The organism is Enterobacter sp. 301B (assembly GCF_003850715.1).
Classification (GTDB): domain Bacteria; phylum Pseudomonadota; class Gammaproteobacteria; order Enterobacterales; family Enterobacteriaceae; genus Enterobacter; species Enterobacter intestinihominis.
Genome location: NZ_PQTC01000003.1, coordinates 180,034 through 202,305, shown reverse-complemented (window position 1 = coordinate 202,305; position 22,272 = coordinate 180,034). Strand labels below are relative to the sequence as shown.

Genomic DNA, 22,272 nt, shown 5'->3' with positions numbered 1-22,272 from the left:
TGGTAATAGCGTATAGCCCATAAATAAAAAACGCCACGTAAAAACGTGGCGTTTACTGGGATTATTTGCGTTACGAGCGTTTCATCATGTCGAAGAAATCGTCGTTCGTTTTAGTCATCGCCAGTTTGTTAATGAGGAATTCCATTGCGTCGATTTCGCCCATTGGATGGATGATTTTGCGCAGGATCCACATTTTCTGCAGCTCTTCCTGAGTGGTAAGCAGCTCTTCTTTACGGGTACCGGAACGGTTGTAGTCGATCGCCGGGAAGACGCGTTTTTCTGCGATTTTACGAGAAAGGTGCAGTTCCATGTTGCCTGTACCTTTAAACTCTTCGTAGATAACTTCATCCATTTTGGAGCCGGTATCGATCAGCGCCGTCGCGATAATGGTCAGGCTACCGCCCTCTTCCACGTTACGCGCCGCACCGAAGAAACGCTTCGGACGGTGCAGGGCGTTGGCGTCCACACCACCGGTCAGTACTTTACCGGAAGCCGGCACCACGGTGTTGTAGGCACGCGCCAGACGGGTAATGGAATCGAGCAGGATGATCACGTCTTTCTTGTGCTCAACCAGGCGTTTCGCCTTCTCGATAACCATTTCCGCAACCTGAACGTGGCGAGAAGCCGGTTCGTCGAAGGTAGACGCAACCACTTCACCTTTCACCAGACGCTGCATCTCGGTCACTTCTTCCGGACGTTCGTCAATCAGCAGCACCATCAGCACACAGTCTGGATGGTTGTAAGCAATGCTCTGCGCAATGTTTTGCAGCAGCATAGTTTTACCGGCTTTTGGCGGTGCCACAATCAGACCACGCTGACCACGACCAATTGGCGATGCCAGATCCAGCACACGAGCGGTTAAGTCTTCAGTAGACCCGTTACCACGCTCCATGCGCAGGCGAGAGTTCGCGTGCAGCGGCGTTAAGTTCTCGAACAGGATCTTATTGCGGGAGTTTTCCGGTTTGTCGTAGTTGACTTCATTAACCTTCAACAGCGCAAAGTAGCGTTCACCCTCTTTTGGAGGACGAATCTTACCTGAAATGGTGTCACCAGTGCGGAGGTTGAAACGGCGGATTTGGCTAGGGGATACGTAGATGTCGTCAGGGCCGGCGAGGTAGGAGCTGTCTGCAGAGCGGAGGAAACCAAATCCGTCTTGCAGTATCTCCAGCACACCGTCGCCAAAGATATCTTCGCCACTCTTAGCGTGTTGCTTCAGGATGGCGAAAATGATGTCCTGCTTGCGCATACGAGCCTGGTTTTCCAGTCCCATATTTTCGCCGAGAGTGATCAGCTCAGAAACCGGCGTATTCTTTAATTCGGTAAGATTCATAATGGTGTGGGTTCTTAAACTCGGGGTGATTCTCGAACTTAATGTTGTGAATGGTATGGCAGGGTCATCCATGCCTGTTTAGCGGCCATCACCTCATGTCTGTTCGCTGTCTGGTCACAGGGAAAGAACGCAGAACTGAAACGACAAGACGGATTGAGTGACAAGCCCGGAATCTAGCAACTTCACGCACTGTTTAAGTTAACAACGGGAAGTATCGGGTAAAACAAGATTCAAACAACAAGATATGTTTAAAACGTAGTCATAGCTAACTTAGCACGACTAAAGCCGGGCGTCCAGAGCTCACCATTAATTAGGCGCTCTGGACGCTCAGCGGAGAAACCTTACGCCAGGTTAGCGTCCAGGAACTCTTTCAGTTGACCTTTGGACAGTGCGCCCACTTTGGTCGCCGCCACGTCACCGTTCTTGAACAGCAGCAGGGTCGGGATGCCACGGATACCGTATTTTGGCGCGGTGCCCGGGTTCTGGTCGATGTTCAGCTTGGCAACGGTCAGTTTGCCCTGATATTCGTCAGCGATTTCATCCAGAATCGGAGCGATCATTTTGCAAGGACCACACCATTCAGCCCAGAAATCAACGAGGATCAGCCCGTCAGCTTTAAGTACGTCCGTGTCAAAACTGTCGTCAGTCAGGTGAATAATTTTATCGCTCATATATAACTCCACAGGAATAAGCCTGGTACGTTGGTTTTGTCTCCACCAACGACGTGTTGATGTCGCATTAACCAACTAAAGGTTGACTTTATTTCACCGGATACGCTTTCGTAAAGCAATAGTAAGCTGATATTCTACCACACTATGAGCAAAACACATTTAACAGAACAGAAGTTTTCCGACTTCGCCCTGCACCCAAAGGTGATCGAAGCCCTTGAAACTAAAGGGTTTCATAACTGCACGCCCATTCAGGCTCTCGCCCTGCCGCTGACGCTGGCCGGTCGTGATGTTGCAGGGCAGGCGCAAACCGGTACTGGCAAAACGATGGCGTTTTTAACGTCAACGTTTCATTATTTACTTTCTCACCCAGCGATTGCAGACCGCAAAGTTAACCAGCCGCGCGCGCTAATTATGGCCCCGACGCGAGAACTGGCGGTACAGATCCACGCAGACGCTGAGCCCCTGGCGCAAGCCACTGGCCTGAAACTTGGCCTGGCCTATGGCGGCGACGGCTACGATAAACAGCTGAAAGTGCTGGAAAGCGGCGTAGATATCCTGATTGGGACCACCGGCCGTCTTATCGACTACGCTAAACAGAACCATATCAACCTCGGCGCAATCCAGGTCGTGGTGCTGGATGAAGCAGACCGCATGTACGATCTGGGCTTCATTAAAGACATCCGCTGGCTGTTCCGCCGTATGCCTGCGGCAAACCAGCGTCTGAACATGCTGTTCTCCGCAACACTTTCATACCGCGTACGTGAACTCGCATTCGAGCAGATGAACAATGCGGAATATGTGGAAGTAGAACCGGAGCAGAAAACCGGGCACCGCATTAAAGAAGAGCTCTTCTATCCTTCTAATGAAGAGAAAATGCGCCTGCTACAAACCCTGATCGAAGAAGAGTGGCCGGATCGCGCGATCATCTTCGCGAACACCAAACACCGCTGTGAAGATATCTGGGGCCACCTGGCGGCAGATGGTCACCGTGTGGGCCTGCTGACCGGCGACGTGGCGCAGAAAAAACGCCTGCGCATTCTCGACGAATTTACTCGTGGCGACCTTGATATTCTGGTCGCGACCGACGTGGCGGCCCGTGGCCTGCACATTCCAGCCGTGACGCACGTCTTTAACTATGACCTGCCAGATGACTGTGAAGACTATGTACACCGTATCGGTCGTACCGGTCGTGCCGGCGCAAGCGGTCACTCCATCAGCCTTGCATGTGAAGAGTATGCGCTGAACCTTCCGGCCATTGAGACCTATATCGGTCACTCTATTCCACAGAGTAAATACAATCCGGACGCGCTGATGAGCGAACTGCCGCCACCTAAGCGCCTTACCCGTCCACGTACCGGTAATGGCCCGCGTCGTTCCGGCGGTGCGCCGCGTAATCGTCGTCGTTCAGGTTAAAAAATGATGCTCAGTTCCACCTCGCTCTATGCGGCAATTGATCTCGGTTCGAATAGTTTTCATATGCTGGTTGTACGCGAGGTGGCGGGAAGCATACAGACGCTGACGCGCATCAAGCGCAAGGTCCGCCTGGCGGCGGGCCTGAGCAGCGATAATCACCTCTCTCCCGAAGCCATGGAACGTGGCTGGCAGTGTCTGCGCCTCTTTGCAGAGCGTCTGCAGGACATACCGCATGCCCAAATCCGCGTTGTCGCGACCGCGACGCTCCGTCTGGCGGTTAATGCCGTCGATTTTATTGCCAAAGCGCAGGAAATTCTCGGCTGCCCGGTGCAAGTCATCAGCGGTGAAGAAGAAGCGCGTCTGATATATCAGGGCGTGGCGCACACTACCGGGGGCGACGATCGCCGTCTGGTGGTGGATATTGGCGGAGCGAGTACTGAACTGGTGACCGGCACGGGTGCCCAGGCGACCTCGCTGTTCAGTCTGTCGATGGGCTGCGTAACCTGGCTTGAGCGCTACTTTACTGACCGCAATCTCGCGCAAGAAAACTTCGACGAGGCTGAAAATGCCGCGCGTGAAGTGCTGCGTCCGGTCATGGACGAACTGCGCTACCACGGCTGGAAAGTGTGTGTTGGGGCGTCAGGAACTGTACAGGCGTTGCAGGAAATCATGATGGCGCAGGGGATGGATGAGCGGATCACGCTTGCTAAACTCCAGCAGCTTAAACAGCGCGCCATTCAATGTGGTCGTCTGGAAGAGCTGGAAATTGAAGGGCTGACGCTCGAACGTGCGCTGGTCTTCCCCAGCGGGCTAGCCATTCTCATCGCCATTTTTACCGAGCTAAACATCCAGTGCATGACCCTGGCAGGCGGCGCACTGCGCGAAGGTCTGGTCTATGGGATGCTGCATCTTTCAGTGGATCAGGACATTCGAAGCCGTACGCTACGTAACGTCCAGCGCCGCTTTATTGTGGATACCGATCAGGCGCAGCGAGTGGGCCAACTGGCATCGCTCTTTGCGGATCAGGTTAAATCACGTTGGGATATCGAACCGTTAAGCCGCGATTTGCTGCTAAGTGCGTGTGCGTTGCATGAAATTGGGCTTAGCGTTGAGTACAAGCAAGCGCCGCTACACGCAGCCTGGCTGGTGCGTAATCTCGATTTGCCGGGCTACACTCCCGCGCAGAAAAAATTGCTCGCGACCCTGCTGCTGAATCAAACCAACGCCGTTGACCTCTCTTCACTTCATCAGCAAAACGCTGTACCGCCGCGCGTGGCCGAACATCTCTGCCGCTTACTTCGTCTGGCGATTCTGTTTGCCAGCCGGCGTCGCGACGATCTCCTCCCGGCCATTACGCTGGTGGCAGACGATGAAATACTGACGCTGACGCTGCCGGAAAATTGGCTAGAAGATCATCCGCTTGGAGCAGAGTTGATCGAGCAGGAGTGCCAGTGGCAGAGCTATGTGCACTGGGCGCTTGATGTGAAGTGACCCTTTGAAGCGTGCCGGGGGGCGGCTTCGCCTTACCCGGCCTACAAAATTGTTATCCTTTCTCTTTGGCTTTCGCCAGCATGGCGCGTATGTTCGCCACGTTGGCTTGACCCTTGTGCATCCGCTCTTCAGCGGTAATAGCTTTACGCTCCTGCTCCCAGATAAGATCGTCCTGAGGCAACTCCAGCAGGAAACGGCTCGGCTCCGGGCGCACCAGCTCACCATACTGACGGCGCTCTTTGCACAGCGTAAACGTCAGCTCTTTCTGCGCACGGGTGATCCCCACGTAGGCCAGACGGCGCTCTTCGTCGACGTTATCTTCATCAATGCTGCTCTGGTGCGGCAGCAGGCCCTCTTCCATCCCCACCAGATAGACATACGGGAACTCCAGCCCTTTCGAGGCATGCAACGTCATCAGCTGGACCTGATCGGCTTCTTCTTCACTCTCGCCGCGCTCCATCATATCGCGCAGCGTGAAGCGGGTGACCACCTGCGTCAGGGTCATCGGCTCGTCAATCTCAGATCCTTCAAGCATTTCGGTCATCCAGCTGAAGAGCTGGTTAACGTTTTTCATGCGCATTTCTGCCGCTTTCGGGCTGGCGGAGGTTTCATACAACCAGGATTCGTAATCAATGCCGTGGATCAGATCGCGTACTGCCGCCACGGGCTCGCGCTCTGCCAGACGCTGCACCTCACCCAGCCAGTGGGTAAAGCGGGTTAAGGCGTCATAGCCGCGCCCGGTCAGGGTCTGGCTCAGCCCCATATCGAAGCTGGCGGTGAACAGACTTTTGTTGCGGGTCATCGCCCATTCACCCAGCTTTTGCAGCGTCGCAGAGCCAATCTCGCGCTTCGGCGTATTTACAATGCGCAGGAAAGCGCTGTCGTCATCCGGGTTGGTCAGCACGCGCAGATAGGCCAGCAGATCCTTGATTTCCGGACGCGAAAAGAACGACGTACCGCCGGAGATTTTGTAGGGGATGCGGTTCTGCATCAGCATCTTTTCAAAGACGCGCGACTGGTGGTTTCCGCGATAGAGGATCGCGTAATCCTTGTATTCAGTTTTGTTGACGAAGTGATGGGCAATCAGCTCGCCGATTACGCGCTCCGCTTCGTGCTCTTCGTTATTGGCGCTAAGGACTTTCAGCTCGGTCCCGTAACCCAGTTCAGAGAACAGGCGCTTCTCAAAGACGTGCGGGTTGTTGGCAATCAGGATGTTCGCCGCCTTCAGGATACGCCCGGAAGAACGGTAGTTCTGCTCCAGTTTAATCACCTGCAACGCCGGGAAGTCTTTGCTCAGCAGCACCAGGTTTTGCGGACGTGCGCCACGCCATGAGTAAATCGACTGATCGTCATCGCCTACAACGGTAAAACGCGCGCGCTGTCCTACCAGCAGCTTCACCAGCTCGTACTGGCTGGTGTTGGTATCCTGGTATTCATCCACCAGCAGGTAACGAATTTTGTTCTGCCAGCGCTCGCGCACCTCTTCATTCCGCTGAAGCAGCAGCGTCGGCAGCAGGATCAGATCGTCGAAATCCAGTACGTTGCAGGCTTTCATATGCGCGTCGTACAGGCCATAGCAGTGGGCAAAGATGCGGTCACGCTCGCCTTTGGCACTTGCCGCAGCCTGGGCCGGCGTCATCAGATCGTTTTTCCAGTTCGAGATCGTTGAGATCAGCTGTTGCAACAGCACTTTGTCATCTTCGATCAGCCCTTCCGTCAGCTCTTTGAGCAGCGCCACCTGGTCGGTGTCATCAAAGAGCGAAAAGTTGGACTTCATTCCCAGCGCCGCGTATTCGCGCTTGATGATATCCAGACCCAGCGTGTGGAAGGTGGAGATCATCAGCCCGCGCGCCTCTTTACGGCCCAGCGTCTGGCCGACGCGCTCTTTCATCTCACGCGCCGCTTTGTTGGTAAAGGTGACCGCCGCGATATGGCGCGCCTGGTATCCACAACCCCGAATTAAGTGGGCGATTTTGTTGGTGATCACGCGTGTTTTACCGGATCCCGCTCCCGCCAGCACCAGGCAGGGTCCGGTGACGAATTCGACAGCTTGTTGTTGTCCGGGGTTTAAACGCATAAATGATCACTCAATGAAAGTCGGGAGAGGAGGAAAAACGCGTGGTAGTATACTGATCGTAAACTCGTTGACTCAAGGCACGATCATGGCAAAAACAGCAGCAGCACTGCATATCCTTGTTAAAGAAGAAAAACTGGCACAGGATCTGCTCGAACAGATTAAAAACGGCGCCGACTTCGGCAAACTGGCGAAGAAACACTCGATTTGCCCGTCAGGCAAACGCGGTGGTGACTTAGGCGAGTTCCGCCAGGGCCAGATGGTTCCGGCGTTTGATAAAGTGGTCTTCTCCTGCCCGGTGCTGGAGCCAACCGGCCCACTGCATACGCAGTTCGGCTATCACATTATCAAAGTGTTATACCGCAACTAATCAAAAGCCCGGTGCATTAACTCACCGGGCTTTTTTATTTGAGTGTTCCAGCGTTCAGATACCGTCGCCGTATTCGAAGGTGTGGTGAATACCGTTAAAGTGCTGATCCATATCCATCGACGGTTTATCGCTGTCTGGCTTACCGACGATGCGCGCCGGGACGCCAGCGGCGGTGGTGTGCGGCGGTACAGGCTGGAGCACAACCGATCCCGCGCCAATCTTTGCGCCGCGTCCGACTTCAATATTGCCAAGGATTTTAGCACCCGCGCCGATCATCACCCCTTCACGAATTTTCGGATGGCGATCGCCGCTGGTTTTACCTGTACCGCCCAGCGTAACGGATTGCAGAATCGACACGTCATCTTCGATCACCGCCGTTTCACCGACAACAATGCCGGTGGCGTGATCGAGCATGATCCCGCGGCCAATTTCCGCCGCCGGGTGAATATCGACCTGGAAGGTCACGGAAACCTGGTTTTGCAGGAAGATGGCCAGCGCGCGGCGTCCCTCATTCCATAACCAGTGGCCGATGCGGTACGCCTGTAAGGCGTGGAAGCCTTTGAGATACAGCAGCGGCGTGGAGTATTTATCCACCGCCGGGTCACGCGTGCGCACGGCCTGAATATCGCAGGCGGCAGAAGCAATCATTTCCGGATCGGCAGCGTAGGCCTCTTCCACCACCTCGCGAATAGCGATAGCAGGCATGATAGGGGAAGCCAGTTTATTGGCGAGCATGTAGCTCAGGGCGCTGCCGAGATTTTCGTGCTTGAGTAGCGTCGCGTGATAAAAACTGGCCAGCATGGGCTCACAGTCGGCCAACGCTCGGGCTTCGGCTTTAATATTATTCCAGACGATATCCAGTTCTTCACACGGCATTGCTTGCTCCAGACGATAGTTAATGACCAGCCAGTTCTGCGCTGGCTGGGTCATTCAGGTGACGATACTTCCCGGCTAATTGCTGCTGCGCTCGTCCTTGCGCGCACGACCTAATAAGGTCAATGCTGCCTCGCGCGCATTTTTTCCGCAATACAATACCTGATAAATTTCCTCGGTTATTGGCATTTCGACACCGAAACGATGCGCCAATTCGCGAACTTCTTTGGTATTGCGATAGCCTTCAACCACCTGACCAATCTTCTCCTGCGCGCTTTTGACATCGCTACCCTGTCCGAGCATCATGCCAAAGCGGCGGTTACGCGACTGGTTGTCGGTGCAGGTCAGCACCAGATCGCCCAGCCCAGCCATTCCCATAAAGGTGGCCGGATCGGCGCCCAGCGCTTCTCCCAGGCGTGACATTTCGGTCAGGCCACGGGTGATCAGCGCCGTACGCGCATTCGCGCCGAAGCCGATGCCGTCAGACATCCCGGCCCCGATGGCAATGACGTTCTTCACCGCGCCGCCCAGCTGTACGCCGATAAAATCAGGGTTGCTGTACACGCGGAAGCTTTTGCCGCAGTGCAGCAGTTGCTGAAGATCGTCGGAAAATGCCTGGTCGGTGGACGCCAGTGAGATCGCCGTCGGCAAGCCCGCAGCCAGCTCTTTGGCGAATGTCGGCCCGGAGATCACCGCCAGCGGGATCGCTGTTCCCAGCGCTTCGCGGGCAACGTCCTGCAACAGACGTCCGGTTTCCGCTTCCAGCCCTTTCGTCGCCCACACAATACGCGCATCCGCACGCATCAGCGGCTTAATCTGACGCAGGACTTCGCCAAACACATGGCTTGGCACCACAATCAAAATATTGCTGCTGGCCGCCAGCGCGGTCGCGAGGTCGCTTTCCAGATACAGTGAGTCAGGGAACGGAACGTCCGGGAGAAACGCCACGTTGCAGCGGTCGTGTTGCAACGTCGCGATATGTTTTGGATCGTGGCCCCACAGGACCACGTCGTGACCATTTCTTGCCAGTGTGATGGCAAGAGCGGTGCCGTAAGAGCCGGCACCGATCACAGTCATTGACGCATTAACAGTGCTCATCAGGCATCCTGATGTTGTTCGGCACCTTCGCCAGCCTGCTGCTGTAGATAGTTCATAAACAGCGCATCAAAGTTGACTGGCGCAAGGTTCAGTTGCGGGAATGTACCGCGAGAAACCAGGCTGGTGATGCATTCACGCGCATACGGGAACAGGATGTTCGGGCAGTATGCACCCAGGCAATGCGCCATCTGGTTACCTTCGATGCCGCCGATGGAGAAGATACCGCCCTGCTGTACTTCGCACAGGAATGCAGTTTCTTCGCCCAGGGAGGCGGTCACGGTGACACGCAGTACGACTTCATACACGTCATCCGCCAGCTGGGTGGATGCGGTATCCAGATCAAGTTTAACCTCTGGCTGCCAGTCTTTCTGGAAAACGTGCGGCGCATTTGGCGCTTCGAAAGAGACATCCTTGGTGTAGATGCGCTGGATCTGGAAAGTCATCTCGGTGTTGTTTTGTTCTGACATGGAAAAACCCTTTTTAATTGTCCTAAAGTCTCTAGCTCAGCAGCGGATCGAGTCCACCGCGGGCGTCGAGCGCATACAAGTCATCACAGCCGCCAATGTGCTGCGCATCAATAAAAATCTGTGGAACCGTTGTGCGACCACTGCGTTGGATCATCTCTTCGCGTTTAATCGCGTCACCATCAATCGGCAGTTCCTTAAACGTTACGCCTTTGCTGGACAGCAGCGCTTTCGCTCGGTGGCAGAACGGGCACGTTGCTTTGGTGTAGATCTCAATATTGGCCATCACTTAACTCCTTATTTACCGCGCACTAAAGGAAGATTCTCCCCGCTCCAGCCGGAGATGCCTTCTTTCAGCACCGTTACGTTTTCAAAGCCTGCTTTATGCAGTGCGTTGGCAGATTCCTGCGCCTGCATGCCAGTGCCGTCAACAACAATAATCGGCTGGGCTTTATGCTTCTCCAGCTCACCAATGTTGTTCGCTTTAATTTCCGCTGGCAGCAGGTTGATAGCACCTGCAATATGGCCCTTGCGGAAATCGTCGCGCTGACGCAGATCGACAACCACGGCGTCCTCTTTGTTGATCAGACGTGTCGCTTCACCGCGGGTGCTCACCTTAATTTTAGACGTCAGTCCCTTAAATGTGGTGAACAGTACAGCGACCAGCAGGCCAATCCACGCGATGCTCAGAACCGGGTGGCGGCTAACGAATTGCATAATTTCTTGCATGGGGGGTAACAACTCCCGACTAAGTGATTAAAAAAACCAGGACAGGAGTATACCTGTGCGCTGTGGCAAATACAGCCAGCGACATAAAGCTAATCTATTTTCTGCGGCATGCCACGTAAAAAAAGCCTCAAAATGGCCTGAGAACAGCCTTGCCCCCGCGCTTTCTTTGATCTTCTGCGGCTATTTTATCGATTCAGCTGTAGTAAAATTACGCAAATTTTTTGTCTCTTGAGCATGAGGTTGTCGCAATGTCGGTTTCTAAAAAACCTATGGTACTGGTGATTCTGGATGGCTATGGCTACCGTGAAGATCAACAGGATAACGCCATTTTCAACGCCAAAACCCCGGTTATGGATGCGCTATGGGCAAAACGTCCCCACACCCTGATTGATGCGTCTGGTCTGGAAGTCGGCCTGCCGGATCGTCAGATGGGCAACTCTGAAGTGGGTCACGTTAACCTGGGCGCAGGCCGTATCGTTTATCAGGACCTGACGCGCCTGGACGTTGAAATCAAAGAACGTACATTCTTTGCCAACCCAACGCTCACCGGAGCAGTTGATAAAGCCGTTGCCGCAGGCAAGGCCGTGCACATTATGGGCCTGCTCTCTGCAGGCGGCGTGCACAGCCACGAAGATCACATCATGGCGATGGTAGAGCTGGCCGCTGAGCGCGGTGCGGAAAAAATCTATCTGCACGCCTTCCTGGATGGTCGCGATACGCCGCCACGCAGCGCAAAAGGTTCTCTGAAAGCCTTTGAAGATAAATTTGCCGCACTGGGCAAAGGCCGCGTGGCATCCATCGTTGGTCGTTACTATGCCATGGACCGCGACAACCGCTGGGACCGCGTTGAGCAAGCCTATGATCTGCTGACCCTGGCAAAAGGCGAGTTCCAGTTCCCGACCGCCGTTGAAGGCCTGGAAGCGGCTTACGCGCGTGATGAAAACGACGAATTTGTGAAGGCAACCGTGATCCGCGCTGAAGGCCAGGCCGATGCCGCTATGGAAGATGGCGATGCGCTGATCTTCATGAACTTCCGTGCTGACCGCGCGCGCGAAATCACCCGCGCCTTCGTCAACAGCGATTTCGACGGTTTCGCCCGTAAGAAAGTGGCGAAGATCGATTTCATCCAGTTGACCGAGTATGCAGCGGATATCAAAGCCCCATGCGCGTATCCACCCGCTTCCCTGGAAAATACCTTCGGCGAGTGGATGGCGAAAAACGATAAAACGCAGTTGCGCATCTCCGAAACTGAGAAGTATGCGCACGTGACCTTCTTCTTTAACGGGGGCGTAGAAGAGCCGTTTAAAGGCGAAGACCGCATCCTGATTAACTCACCGAAAGTCGCCACATACGATCTCCAGCCAGAAATGAGCTCTGCGGAGCTGACCGAAAAACTGGTGGCCGCGATCGAAAGCGGTAAATACGACACCATCATCTGTAACTATCCGAATGGCGACATGGTGGGCCACACCGGCGTGATGGAAGCTGCCGTTAAAGCGGTTGAAGCGCTGGACCACTGCGTTGAGCAGGTCGCGAAAGCGGTTGAATCCGTGGGCGGCCAGCTGCTGATCACCGCTGACCACGGTAACGCAGAACAGATGCGTGACCCGGCAACCGGTCAGGCGCATACCGCCCATACCAACCTGCCTGTTCCACTGATTTATGTAGGTGATAAGTCAGTGAAAGCAGTGGAAGGCGGCAAGCTTTCCGACATCGCGCCAACCATGTTGTCGCTGATGGGTATGGAAATCCCTGAAGAGATGACTGGCAAGCCGCTGTTCATCGTGGAATAATCGCTCCCCATGAGGGGAAAGGCGATTTTTTCAATCACATGGGTCGTGAAGCCGTTTCGGTTATCAGTCAGACCTCTGCTTTGCGCCAGCGCACTCAGCGCTGGCGTATTGCTGTGCGCCGCATCTGCCCACGCGGATGACCGCGACCAGCTCAAATCCATTCAGGCCGATATCGCCGCCAAAGAGCGTGTGGTACGCCAGCAGCAGCAGCAGCGCTCTGCCCTGCTTGCCCAGCTTAAAAAGCAGGAAGAGGCTATTTCCGCCGCCGCGCGTAAGCTGCGTGAAACACAAAACACCCTTGCCCAGCTTAATAAGCAAATCGATGAAATGAACGCATCGATTGCGAAACTGGAGCGTCAGCGCGATGCCCAGGAGCGGAACCTTGCTGCACAGCTTGATGCCGCTTTCCGCCAGGGTGAGCACACAGGCCTTCAGTTGATCCTCAGCGGTGAAGAGAGCCAGCGCGGTCAGCGTTTACAGGCCTATTTCGGCTATCTCAACCAGGCTCGTCAGGAGACCATTGCGCAGCTGAAACAGACGCGCGAAGAAGTCACCACGCAAAAAGCCGAGCTGGAAGAGAAGCAGAGCCAGCAGCAAACGCTGCTCTACGATCAACAGGCGCAGCAGGAGAAGCTTGAGCAGGCGCGCAATGAGCGTAAGAAGACGCTCGCCGGGCTGGAGTCCTCTATCCAGGCAGGACAAAGCCAGCTGAGCGAAATGCGCGCCAACGAATCCAGACTGCGTAACAGTATTGCCCGGGCAGAAGCCGCGGCCAAAGCGCGCGCCGAAAAAGAAGCGCGCGAAGCGCAGGCGGTGCGTAATAAGCAGCAGGAAGCCTCCCGGAAAGGCACCACCTACAAACCGACTGAAAATGAACGTTCCCTGATGTCGCGTACCGGCGGCCTCGGCTCCCCGCGTGGTCAGGCTTACTGGCCCGTTCGCGGTACGATCCTGCATCGCTATGGCGAACAGTTGCAGGGTGAGCTACGTTGGAAGGGGATCGTTATCGGTGCGTCTGAAGGTAGCGAAGTGAAAGCCATCGCCGATGGCCGCGTGATCCTGGCCGACTGGCTACAGGGTTACGGGCTCGTGGTGGTGGTCGAGCACGGTAAAGGCGACATGAGTCTTTACGGCTACAATCAGAGCGCGCTGGTCAGCGTTGGCACTCAGGTGCGCGCGGGTCAACCCATTGCCCTTGTGGGCAGCAGTGGCGGTCAGGGCCGCCCGTCACTCTATTTCGAAATTCGTCGTCAGGGTCAGGCGGTCAATCCACAGCCGTGGTTGGGAAGATAAGTTTTGCTTCAATTTCGTCGAATTGTTTTTTCCGTCGTCAGCGCACTGGCGCTGGCTGCACCGGTTTATGCAGGCAAACTCGCGATTGTGATTGATGACTTCGGTTATCGACCACACTATGAAAATCAGGTGCTGGCGATGCCGTCAGCCATCTCTGTCGCCGTCCTGCCTAATGCGCCTCACGCGCATGAAATGGCGACCAAAGCGCACAATGGCGGCCATCAGGTCCTCATCCATCTGCCGATGGCCCCTCTCAGCAAGCAGCCGCTGGAAAAAGATACCCTGCGTCCGGACATGAGCAGCGACGAGATCGATCGCATCATCCGCGATGCGTACAATAAAGTGCCGTATGCCGTGGGTTTGAATAACCATATGGGCAGCGCGATGACCTCCAGCCTGTACGGTATGCTGAAAGTGATGCAGGCCCTGGAGCGTTACAATCTCTATTTCCTCGACAGCATGACCATCGGCAATAGCCAGGCGATGCGTGCCGCTCAGGGGACGGGTGTAAAAGTCATCAAGCGCAAAGTCTTCCTGGACGACTCCCAGAACGAAGCGGATATCCGCGTGCAGTTCAACCGCGCGGTACAGCTGGCGCGCCGTAACGGTTCGGCGATTGCCATTGGGCATCCGCATCCGTCTACCGTTCGCGTTTTGCAGCAAATGTTGCCGGGCTTACCCGCCGATATCACGCTGGTGCGTCCGAGCGATCTGCTCAATGAACCTCAGGTGGATACTTCCCGTCCGGGTAGCGCGCAACCACCCGCAACGCAGCCGCGTAATCCATTCCGCGGCGTGAAGAACTGCTCGCTGAAACAGCCGCCTGAACCGGTCTATGCAACCCGCTTCTTCACGGTGATTGGCGAAAGCATCAGCAGCAGTACGCTGGTTAAATACGTCCAGCAACAGTGGCAGGGTTGGGGAAAAAAAGCCTGATCGGCTAACGCCTATTCTGCCAGATAAGAGTCCGACTGCTCTTTTGCAACGGACTCTTTCTTTTCCCGATCCTGATACCAGGCCTTGAAATACTTCAAAAAACTGTACGCCGTGGCATAAAACCCTGTCACCACACCCACTTTGCCCTGACGCCACGCACCGCTAAACAGATACCATTTGAAAAATGCGCCGATAGCGCTGATCGCGCCGCGACCAAGAGAGGGACGTATCGTCTGATATTGAACCAGGCGAGTGGTATATCCGTTTAATTTATTGAAAAGTTCATGTAGTGAATAAAACGTATCATGTCTGACATAGCCAGGAATACGTTCAGAACGGAGAAAACCTTCAACCTGATCGTCTACTGGCCGGTTATTAAATCGCGACTGCGTACGGTTAAAAAGACGCACCGGATAATCCGGAGATGAGACTGGATAAATCGTTCGGACATTTTCTCCCAGAACAAACCAGTGACGACATATCCGCCACGCCATATCCGATTCGGGTTCATCGCCCATTTTTAATTTTAAAATAGCACCAACGGTTTCTTGATCGAGTATTTCGTCACTGTCCATGCACAGCACCCAGTCGTTGTGCGCATGGGATATGGCATGGTTCATCTGCTCGCCGTGCCAGCTATATTTTTTGAATATGGGCGACAATCCATAACTCTGGCAAATATATATCGTTGCGTCTGTACTTCCGGAATCAACTACAACGAATTCATCTGCTATTTTTAAAAGAGGAGGAATAACATCGTGCAACGTTCTTTCGGAGTTAAACGTTAATAAGCAAACCGTTATTTTAAACATATTCTCACTCTCTCAAAAACAACATAAAATTTTTGCGCTAATACTATCGAATTGAGAAGAGGCGATTAAAGTCTTAAATCGCACTTTTAAAATAAGCGCGTTTAAAACCTTTCCTTATAAAAAGACAAAGAAATACAAAAAATCTATTTTATTTCAGTAAATTCTTTATAATGCGGTCAGATGAAGGGTAGCATACGGATTCAGACATGCCGCAAAAACGTAAAATCCTCCTCCTGGACACAGGCAAAGAATGGGGGGGAGGTACCAACAGTATGCTTGAGCTTCTGAAGCGAATCAACCGCGACAAATTCGACATTACCTGTTGTTTTTACAGTGATTATAGTCGTGCTGAAGGTCAAACGATAGGCCAGGTGCTCAACAGCATTGGGATCCCATTACTCGTTATCCCTCAACGTAAGCAACCGGCATGGGCAAAACTCCTGAAAGAAGCGGGACGTGGTCTGCTGTTTTTCTCGCGTTCGGCGCGCAAAGCATTTACGCGGCATATTGATACCCTGTGGCGTATCCGGCCCAACGTCAGCAAGATCGAGACCATTTTCAGGGAAGGTGGATTCGATACGCTGTATATGAACAACCAGCCAGGCTCTAATGAAGAAGGGTATCTGGCGGGCGCAAACCTGCGTGCACGGATAATCCAGCACTGCCGGATTGAACCAGTGCTGACCCCGCCGCTGGTGAAGCTGGTGAATGCCCATGCAACAAAAATCATTGCCGTCTCGCACGGCGTTGAACGCGTGCTACTTCAGCATGGCGTCCGGCCAGAGCTGTGTACCACGGTCAACAATGCCATCGACATCCATCAGCCTTTGCCGGACCGATGCGCGATGCGCCAGCGACTGAATATTGAAGACGATACGTTTGTATTCGGCAGCATTGGCTCGTTAATCCCTCGTAAGGCCAACCACCACACGCTGGAGGCGCTGGCACAGTTCAGCCAGAGACACCCGCAGGCAAAATGGAAAATGGTGCTGGTCGGTGAAGGGGCTGAACGCGGCGCGCTGGCTGCACAAGCTGATGCATCAGGTATTGCTGAGCACGTCATTTTTACCGGTTTCCAGAACACGCCTTTTGACTATCTCGCCACTTTTGACGCGTTCATTCTGGCCTCGCAGAGCGAAGGCTTGCCCCGCGTCGTGCTGGAAGCAATGCTGCTCAACATCCCCGTGATTGGTTCAAAAGTGACCGGCACGGCAGAATTGATCGACCATGAGTCGACCGGGCTGCTGTTCCCCTGGAGCGATGTGTCGCAACTTGCTCAACATCTGGATAATATCTGGCAGGATCCTGCTCTGCGCACCCGGCTCGCCGCAGCCGCGCACCAGAATGTCTGCAACATGTATGCCATTGAAAGCTATGTTAACGGTGTCGAGGCCGTTCTTGGCGCGCAATAACCAAACGAGAAGAACATGTTTAAATTCCTGAATGCTCGCTACCGCCACATTACCGGGCGTCATAACATTCCTTACGCTTCCCTTCCGGTCACGCGCGAGCTCGTTGCGGTTGATTCCATTGTGATCCCGTGTACGGGCGCGGATTTCGTCGAAGAGGCGTTATTGTCAGCGACCTTTGCAGAGCGTTATGCCTCTGACGTCAGCGAGATTGTTATCGTCAGCGATCAGCCTGAATCCGCTTTCGGCGAACTGCCGCCAAAAACCCGCGTTGTTACCCTCACGCTTCCAAAACGTGAAGAAGGTTACCGCTATAAGCAGATCTACCTCAGTCGTCTGGTGAAGCTTAACGCTCCGTTGCAGGCGCGCGGTGAAGGTGTGCTGATGATCGACTCCGATCTCAACCTGCTTAAAATGCCAGAGATCAACATGGCGGATATGCACATCTACTCCAGCTTCCGTCAGGGCAAAATGATTGCCAAGCTGGACGGTGCGCCAGCGGAGAAAGTGCCGGCGTATTACAAAGAAACGGTGCGCCCGTATCTGGTCGATCACGTTAACGGCGCGTTTCTTGCCGCCACCAAAAAGACCTGGCGCCGTATCTGCCCGCTGTGGCTGACGCTGTTCCAGGATACCTGGGAGCTGATGGACGATACGCAGCCGCCGACCGATCAGCTGCCGCTCGCTGCGCTGCTGGACATGCTGGATGTCAAAACGGTTAACCTGGGCGACTGGATGAACTGGCCGGTCTCCAAGAAGATCGGCGGACAGGAAGCCGTTGTGCCGAAAGAGGTGATTGGCGCGCACGGCGGTTTCCCACTTTCCGAATGGCAGAAGTATCTGGAATCACCGGATAATAAGCTGCTGTTCAAAGGTCAGGATTACACCCGCAAGGTGCGTTACCTGACGGACGAAGAGAAAAAGAATCAGTAAAAAAGGGGCCTCAGGCCCCTTTTTGATTACTTATCCCAGCTCAGGATCACTTTCCCTGACTGGCCGGAACGCATTGCGTCGAAGCCCTGCTGGAACTCATCGATGGAGAAACGGTGAGTGATAATCGGGGACAGATCCAGACCGGACTGGATCAGCGCAGCCATCTTGTACCAGGTTTCGAACATCTCGCGGCCATAAATGCCCTTAATGAACAGCCCTTTGAAGATGACTTTGTTCCAGTCGATGGACATATCTGACGGCGGAATACCCAGCATCGCGATTCGGCCACCGTGGTTCATGGTGTCGAGCATGGTGCGGAACGCCGGTGGCGCACCGGACATCTCCAGACCCACGTCAAAACCTTCGGTCATGCCCAGCTCTTCCATCACGTCTGTCAGGCTCTCTTTCGAGACATCCACCGCGCGGGTGACGCCCATTTTGCGCGCCAGCGACAGGCGGTATTCGTTCACGTCGGTGATCACCACGTTGCGCGCACCCACATGCTTCGCCACGGCTGCCGCCATAATGCCGATTGGGCCCGCGCCGGAGACCAGCACGTCTTCACCCACCAGGTCGAAGGAGAGCGCCGTGTGTACCGCGTTGCCGAACGGGTCGAAGATGGAGGCCAGGTCGTCAGAGATATTGTCCGGGATTTTGAAAGCGTTAAACGCCGGGATCACCAGGTATTCCGCGAAGCATCCCGGACGGTTCACACCCACGCCGACGGTATTGCGGCACAGGTGCGTACGCCCACCGCGACAGTTGCGGCAGTGACCGCAGGTAATGTGGCCTTCACCGGAGACGCGGTCGCCAATGTTGAAGCCTTTCACTTCCTGGCCAATGCCGACCACTTCGCCGACATATTCGTGGCCGACAACCATTGGCACGGGAATGGTTTTTTGCGACCACTGGTCCCAGTTGTAGATGTGAACGTCAGTACCGCAGATGGCGGTTTTACGAATTTTGATCAGCAGATCGTTATGACCGACTTCCGGCTCCGGCACGTCGGTCATCCAAATCCCTTCTTCCGCTTTCAGTTTGGATAACGCTTTCATCACACGTCCTCAGGCAATTACGCCCAGCTGTTTGCCGATGCGGGTAAAGGCTTCCACCGCACGTTCAATTTGTTCAGGCGAGTGCGCCGCAGACATCTGGGTGCGGATACGCGCCTGACCTTTTGGTACCACCGGGAAGAAGAACCCGGTCACGTAAATCCCTTCTTTCTGAAGCTCACGAGCAAATTTCTGCGCGACAACCGCGTCACCCAGCATCACCGGAATGATCGCATGGTCAGCGCCGGCCAGGGTGAATCCTGCGGCGCTCATTTTTTCACGGAACAGGCGGGCGTTAGCCCACAGGCGGTCGCGCAGCTCAGCCCCGGATTCCACCATCTCCAGCACTTTAATAGAGGCGGCCACAATCGCCGGCGCCAGGGAGTTGGAGAACAGGTACGGGCGGGAGCGCTGACGCAGCCACTCAACCACCTCTTTGCGCGCAGCAGTGTAGCCGCCAGACGCGCCACCAAGCGCTTTGCCCAGCGTACCGGTGATGATATCTACGCGGCCCATTACGTCGCAGTATTCGTGGGAGCCGCGGCCATTTTCGCCGACAAAGCCAACCGCGTGAGAGTCATCCACCATTACCAGCGCGTCGTATTTATCCGCCAGATCGCACACGCCTTTCAGGTTGGCGATCACGCCGTCCATGGAGAACACGCCGTCGGTGGCGATCAGCACGTGGCGGGCACCGGCTTCACGGGCCTCTTTCAGGCGGGCTTCCAGCTCAACCATGTCGTTGTTGGCGTAGCGGAAACGCTTCGCTTTGCACAGGCGTACACCGTCGATGATGGAGGCGTGGTTCAGGGCGTCGGAGATAATCGCGTCTTCTGCACCGAGCAGGGTCTCAAACAGACCGCCGTTGGCGTCGAAGCAGGAGGAGTACAGAATCGCGTCTTCCATTCCGAGGAAGTTCGCCAGCTTTTGCTCAAGCTGCTTGTGGCTGTCCTGGGTACCGCAGATAAAGCGAACGGAGGCCATGCCGAAGCCGTGGGTATCCATGCCGTTTTTCGCCGCGGCAATCAGCTCAGGGTGATTCGCAAGACCTAAATAGTTGTTCGCGCAAAAGTTGATCACATGGCTGCCGTCGGCAACTGTGATGTCCGCCTGCTGGGCAGACGTGATAATACGCTCTTCTTTGAACAACCCTTCCGCACGTGCGGTGTCGAGGTCGCTGTTTAACTGTTTGTAAAAATCACCACGCATTGCAATTCTCCAGACTCGGCAAATTTTGGCACATATTACCCAAACCAATAGTTCATGACGAGATGACGCCGTATCTCTTCTCGTTTTTGCAGCATAAATCACGTGTACCCCTGCTGCATATCGGTGAATGGCTGAAGACCGGGCATTGTGATGATATGATAAAGAGATTAGCGTTCGGGATGTTCCCCGGACTCCACACTTCAAAGGTTACAGTTATGATCATCGTTACCGGCGGCGCGGGCTTTATCGGCAGCAATATTGTTAAGGCCCTCAATGACAAAGGCATCACCGACATCCTGGTGGTGGACAACCTGAAAGACGGCACCAAGTTCGTGAACCTGGTGGATCTGAACATCGCTGACTACATGGATAAAGAAGACTTCCTTATCCAGATTATGGCGGGTGAAGAGTTCGGCGAGATCGAAGCCATCTTCCACGAAGGTGCTTGCTCCTCCACCACCGAGTGGGACGGCAAGTACATGATGGATAACAACTATCAGTACTCCAAAGAGCTCCTGCACTACTGCCTGGAGCGTGAAATTCCGTTCCTGTACGCCTCTTCCGCGGCAACTTACGGTGGGCGCACTTCAGATTTCATCGAATCCCGCGAATATGAGCAGCCGCTGAACGTTTACGGTTACTCCAAGTTCCTGTTTGATGAGTACGTACGTCAGATCCTGCCAGAAGCGAACTCGCAGATTGTCGGCTTCCGCTACTTCAACGTCTACGGGCCGCGCGAAGGCCACAAAGGCAGCATGGCGAGCGTGGCGTTCCACCTGAACACCCAATTAAATAACGGCGAAAGCCCGAAACTGTTCGAAGGCAGCGACGGCTTCAAGCGTGACTTCGTCTACGTGGGCGATGTGGCGGCAGTAAACCTGTGGTTCCTGGAAAATGGCGTGTCCGGCATTTTCAACCTGGGCACTGGCCGCGCGGAATCCTTCCAGGCGGTGGCAGACGCGACGCTGGCGTACCATAAGAAAGGCAGCATCGAGTACATTCCGTTCCCGGATAAGCTGAAAGGCCGCTACCAGGCATTCACCCAGGCGGACCTGACTAACCTGCGCGCCGCAGGCTACGACAAGCCGTTCAAGACCGTTGCCGAAGGCGTAACGGAATATATGGCCTGGCTGAACCGTGACCGCGATATAAATTCACAAAATCATTCGAGCGGTATCAAGGCGGCAACTAAGTGAATCTCCGGGAGCTTACAAAAGTAAGTGACTGGATTGAACGCAGGCAGCCAACGCAGAGACAGCTTGAAGGATGAAGTGAATGAAAATACTGGTGATCGGCCCGTCCTGGGTGGGCGACATGATGATGTCGCAAAGTCTCTATCGCACGCTCAAGGCGCGTTATCCCCAGGCGATAATCGACGTGATGGCACCCGCATGGTGCCGTCCGCTGTTATCGCGTATGCCGGAAGTGAACGAGGCGATCCCGATGCCGCTCGGACACGGGGCGCTGGAAATCGGTGAACGCCGCAAACTCGGCCACAGCCTGCGCGAGAAACGCTATGACCGCGCGTACGTGCTGCCTAACTCCTTCAAATCCGCCCTTGTGCCCTTCTTTGCGGGCATCCCGCACCGTACCGGGTGGCGCGGTGAAATGCGCTACGGCCTGCTGAACGATGCCCGTGTGCTGGATAAAGAGGCCTGGCCGCTGATGGTAGAACGCTACGTGGCGCTGGCCTACGACAAAGGCGTGATGCGCAGCGCGAAAGATCTGCCGCAGCCGCTACTGTGGCCGCAGCTCCAGGTAAGCGACGGGGAGAAATCCCACACCTGCAACGCGTTTGGCATTTCGTCCGAACGCCCGATGATTGGCTTCTGCCCCGGCGCGGAGTTTGGTCCGGCAAAACGCTGGCCGCACTATCACTACGCAGAGCTGGCGAAACAGCTGATCGACGAAGGCTATCAAATTGTGCTGTTTGGCTCGGCGAAAGATCACGAGGCGGGCAATGAAATTCTCGCCACGCTCAGCACCGAGCAACAGGCCTGGTGCCGAAACCTGGCCGGGGAAACGCAGCTCGAGCAGGCGGTTATTTTGATTGCCGCCTGTAAAGCCGTTGTCAGCAACGACTCTGGCCTGATGCACGTCGCCGCCGCGCTGGATCGTCCGCTGGTGGCGCTGTATGGCCCGAGCAGCCCGGACTTCACGCCGCCGCTGTCGCACAAAGCGCGCGTAATTCGCCTGATCACCGGCTACCACAAGGTACGTAAAGGTGATGCCGCAGAAGGCTACCATCAGAGTCTGATCGACATTACGCCGCAGCGCGTTCTCGAAGAGCTCAACGAACTTCTGTTGAGCGAAGAAGGATAA

At 54.9% G+C, this 22,272-nt stretch carries 21 protein-coding genes; 10 read left to right on the top strand and 11 right to left on the bottom strand.

The window, feature by feature from the left end:
* Positions 1 to 70 precede the first annotated feature (70 nt).
* Together rho and trxA are read right to left on the bottom strand one after the other, a co-directional pair.
* Positions 71 to 1,330 (bottom strand): transcription termination factor Rho, encoded by a 1,260-nt coding sequence (gene rho, locus C3451_RS05190; RefSeq protein WP_001054528.1) that lies wholly within the window; start codon positions 1,328 to 1,330, stop codon positions 71 to 73.
* 341 nt (positions 1,331 to 1,671) lie between these two features.
* Positions 1,672 to 2,001 (bottom strand): thioredoxin TrxA, encoded by a 330-nt coding sequence (gene trxA / locus C3451_RS05185; protein WP_006812392.1) that lies wholly within the window; start codon positions 1,999 to 2,001, stop codon positions 1,672 to 1,674.
* 144 nt (positions 2,002 to 2,145) lie between these two features.
* On the opposite strand from trxA, the gene rhlB reads away from it, so the two are divergent.
* Both rhlB and gppA read left to right on the top strand, forming a co-directional pair.
* Positions 2,146 to 3,414, top strand: a complete 1,269-nt coding sequence (gene rhlB, locus C3451_RS05180; RefSeq protein WP_022646644.1) for an ATP-dependent RNA helicase RhlB — start codon at positions 2,146 to 2,148, stop codon at positions 3,412 to 3,414.
* Between the two features lie 6 nt (positions 3,415 to 3,420).
* Positions 3,421 to 4,905, top strand: a complete 1,485-nt coding sequence (gene gppA, locus C3451_RS05175) for a guanosine-5'-triphosphate,3'-diphosphate diphosphatase (RefSeq protein WP_045621362.1) — start codon at positions 3,421 to 3,423, stop codon at positions 4,903 to 4,905.
* 52 nt (positions 4,906 to 4,957) lie between these two features.
* Here the strand turns inward: gppA and rep are convergent, their stop codons facing one another.
* On the bottom strand, positions 4,958 to 6,982 hold the full coding sequence (gene rep / locus C3451_RS05170; RefSeq protein WP_045621325.1) for a DNA helicase Rep: 2,025 nt from the start codon (positions 6,980 to 6,982) through the stop codon (positions 4,958 to 4,960).
* Between the two features lie 85 nt (positions 6,983 to 7,067).
* Here rep and ppiC point away from each other — a divergent pair, with 85 nt between their 5' ends.
* Positions 7,068 to 7,349: a peptidylprolyl isomerase PpiC gene (ppiC, locus tag C3451_RS05165; protein WP_006812396.1), complete on the top strand. Its 282-nt coding sequence runs from the start codon at positions 7,068 to 7,070 to the stop codon at positions 7,347 to 7,349.
* Between the two features lie 54 nt (positions 7,350 to 7,403).
* Here ppiC and cysE read toward each other — a convergent pair whose 3' ends face one another.
* The 5 genes from cysE to C3451_RS05140 all read right to left on the bottom strand — a co-directional run bounded on the left by cysE (position 7,404) and on the right by C3451_RS05140 (position 10,513).
* Positions 7,404 to 8,225, bottom strand: a complete 822-nt coding sequence (gene cysE, locus C3451_RS05160) for a serine O-acetyltransferase (RefSeq protein WP_045621361.1) — start codon at positions 8,223 to 8,225, stop codon at positions 7,404 to 7,406.
* Positions 8,226 to 8,300: 75 nt separating this feature from the next.
* Positions 8,301 to 9,320 carry an NAD(P)H-dependent glycerol-3-phosphate dehydrogenase gene (gpsA, locus tag C3451_RS05155; RefSeq protein WP_124304246.1) on the bottom strand — a complete coding sequence of 340 codons (1,020 nt, stop codon included), beginning with the start codon at positions 9,318 to 9,320 and terminating at the stop codon, positions 8,301 to 8,303.
* Positions 9,320 to 9,787 carry a protein-export chaperone SecB gene (gene secB / locus C3451_RS05150; protein WP_003860835.1) on the bottom strand — a complete coding sequence of 156 codons (468 nt, stop codon included), beginning with the start codon at positions 9,785 to 9,787 and terminating at the stop codon, positions 9,320 to 9,322. The genes gpsA and secB overlap by 1 nt, the downstream gene beginning before the upstream one ends.
* A 31-nt stretch (positions 9,788 to 9,818) precedes the next feature.
* Positions 9,819 to 10,070, bottom strand: a complete 252-nt coding sequence (grxC, locus tag C3451_RS05145) for a glutaredoxin 3 (protein ID WP_003860837.1) — start codon at positions 10,068 to 10,070, stop codon at positions 9,819 to 9,821.
* Between the two features lie 11 nt (positions 10,071 to 10,081).
* On the bottom strand, positions 10,082 to 10,513 hold the full coding sequence (locus C3451_RS05140) for a rhodanese-like domain-containing protein (protein ID WP_124304245.1): 432 nt from the start codon (positions 10,511 to 10,513) through the stop codon (positions 10,082 to 10,084).
* Between the two features lie 248 nt (positions 10,514 to 10,761).
* Between C3451_RS05140 and gpmM the strand changes: the two genes are divergently transcribed.
* From gpmM to C3451_RS05125, 3 genes are read left to right on the top strand one after another with little or no spacing between them, the layout of a single operon-like run.
* Positions 10,762 to 12,306 carry a 2,3-bisphosphoglycerate-independent phosphoglycerate mutase gene (gene gpmM / locus C3451_RS05135; protein WP_017383605.1) on the top strand — a complete coding sequence of 515 codons (1,545 nt, stop codon included), beginning with the start codon at positions 10,762 to 10,764 and terminating at the stop codon, positions 12,304 to 12,306.
* Positions 12,307 to 12,339: 33 nt separating this feature from the next.
* Positions 12,340 to 13,599, top strand: a complete 1,260-nt coding sequence (envC, locus tag C3451_RS05130) for a murein hydrolase activator EnvC (protein ID WP_230259580.1) — start codon at positions 12,340 to 12,342, stop codon at positions 13,597 to 13,599.
* Positions 13,600 to 13,602: 3 nt separating this feature from the next.
* Entirely contained in the window at positions 13,603 to 14,535 is a 933-nt protein-coding gene (locus C3451_RS05125; RefSeq protein ID WP_032670899.1) for a divergent polysaccharide deacetylase family protein, read from the top strand.
* Between the two features lie 11 nt (positions 14,536 to 14,546).
* Here C3451_RS05125 and C3451_RS05120 read toward each other — a convergent pair whose 3' ends face one another.
* Complete coding sequence (locus tag C3451_RS05120) at positions 14,547 to 15,347, bottom strand: glycosyltransferase family 2 protein (RefSeq protein WP_045621322.1); 801 nt, start codon at positions 15,345 to 15,347, stop codon at positions 14,547 to 14,549.
* A 206-nt stretch (positions 15,348 to 15,553) separates the two neighbouring features.
* Here C3451_RS05120 and C3451_RS05115 point away from each other — a divergent pair, with 206 nt between their 5' ends.
* Both C3451_RS05115 and C3451_RS05110 read left to right on the top strand, forming a co-directional pair.
* Positions 15,554 to 16,759, top strand: a complete 1,206-nt coding sequence (locus tag C3451_RS05115) for a glycosyltransferase (protein ID WP_046621782.1) — start codon at positions 15,554 to 15,556, stop codon at positions 16,757 to 16,759.
* Positions 16,760 to 16,774: 15 nt separating this feature from the next.
* The gene (locus C3451_RS05110) at positions 16,775 to 17,689 is read left to right on the top strand and encodes a hypothetical protein (protein ID WP_045622509.1); all 915 of its coding nucleotides are present in this window, start codon (positions 16,775 to 16,777) and stop codon (positions 17,687 to 17,689) included.
* 26 nt (positions 17,690 to 17,715) lie between these two features.
* Here the strand turns inward: C3451_RS05110 and tdh are convergent, their stop codons facing one another.
* Together tdh and kbl are read right to left on the bottom strand one after the other, a co-directional pair.
* Positions 17,716 to 18,744, bottom strand: coding sequence for an L-threonine 3-dehydrogenase (gene tdh / locus C3451_RS05105; RefSeq protein WP_017383610.1), 1,029 nt, complete (start codon positions 18,742 to 18,744; stop codon positions 17,716 to 17,718).
* Positions 18,745 to 18,753: 9 nt separating this feature from the next.
* Entirely contained in the window at positions 18,754 to 19,950 is a 1,197-nt protein-coding gene (kbl, locus tag C3451_RS05100) for a glycine C-acetyltransferase (protein WP_015570030.1), read from the bottom strand.
* A gap of 215 nt (positions 19,951 to 20,165) precedes the next feature.
* Here kbl and rfaD point away from each other — a divergent pair, with 215 nt between their 5' ends.
* Both rfaD and rfaF read left to right on the top strand, forming a co-directional pair.
* Complete coding sequence (gene rfaD / locus C3451_RS05095; RefSeq protein WP_045622507.1) at positions 20,166 to 21,146, top strand: ADP-glyceromanno-heptose 6-epimerase; 981 nt, start codon at positions 20,166 to 20,168, stop codon at positions 21,144 to 21,146.
* Positions 21,147 to 21,225: 79 nt separating this feature from the next.
* Complete coding sequence (gene rfaF / locus C3451_RS05090) at positions 21,226 to 22,272, top strand: ADP-heptose--LPS heptosyltransferase RfaF (RefSeq protein ID WP_023305214.1); 1,047 nt, start codon at positions 21,226 to 21,228, stop codon at positions 22,270 to 22,272.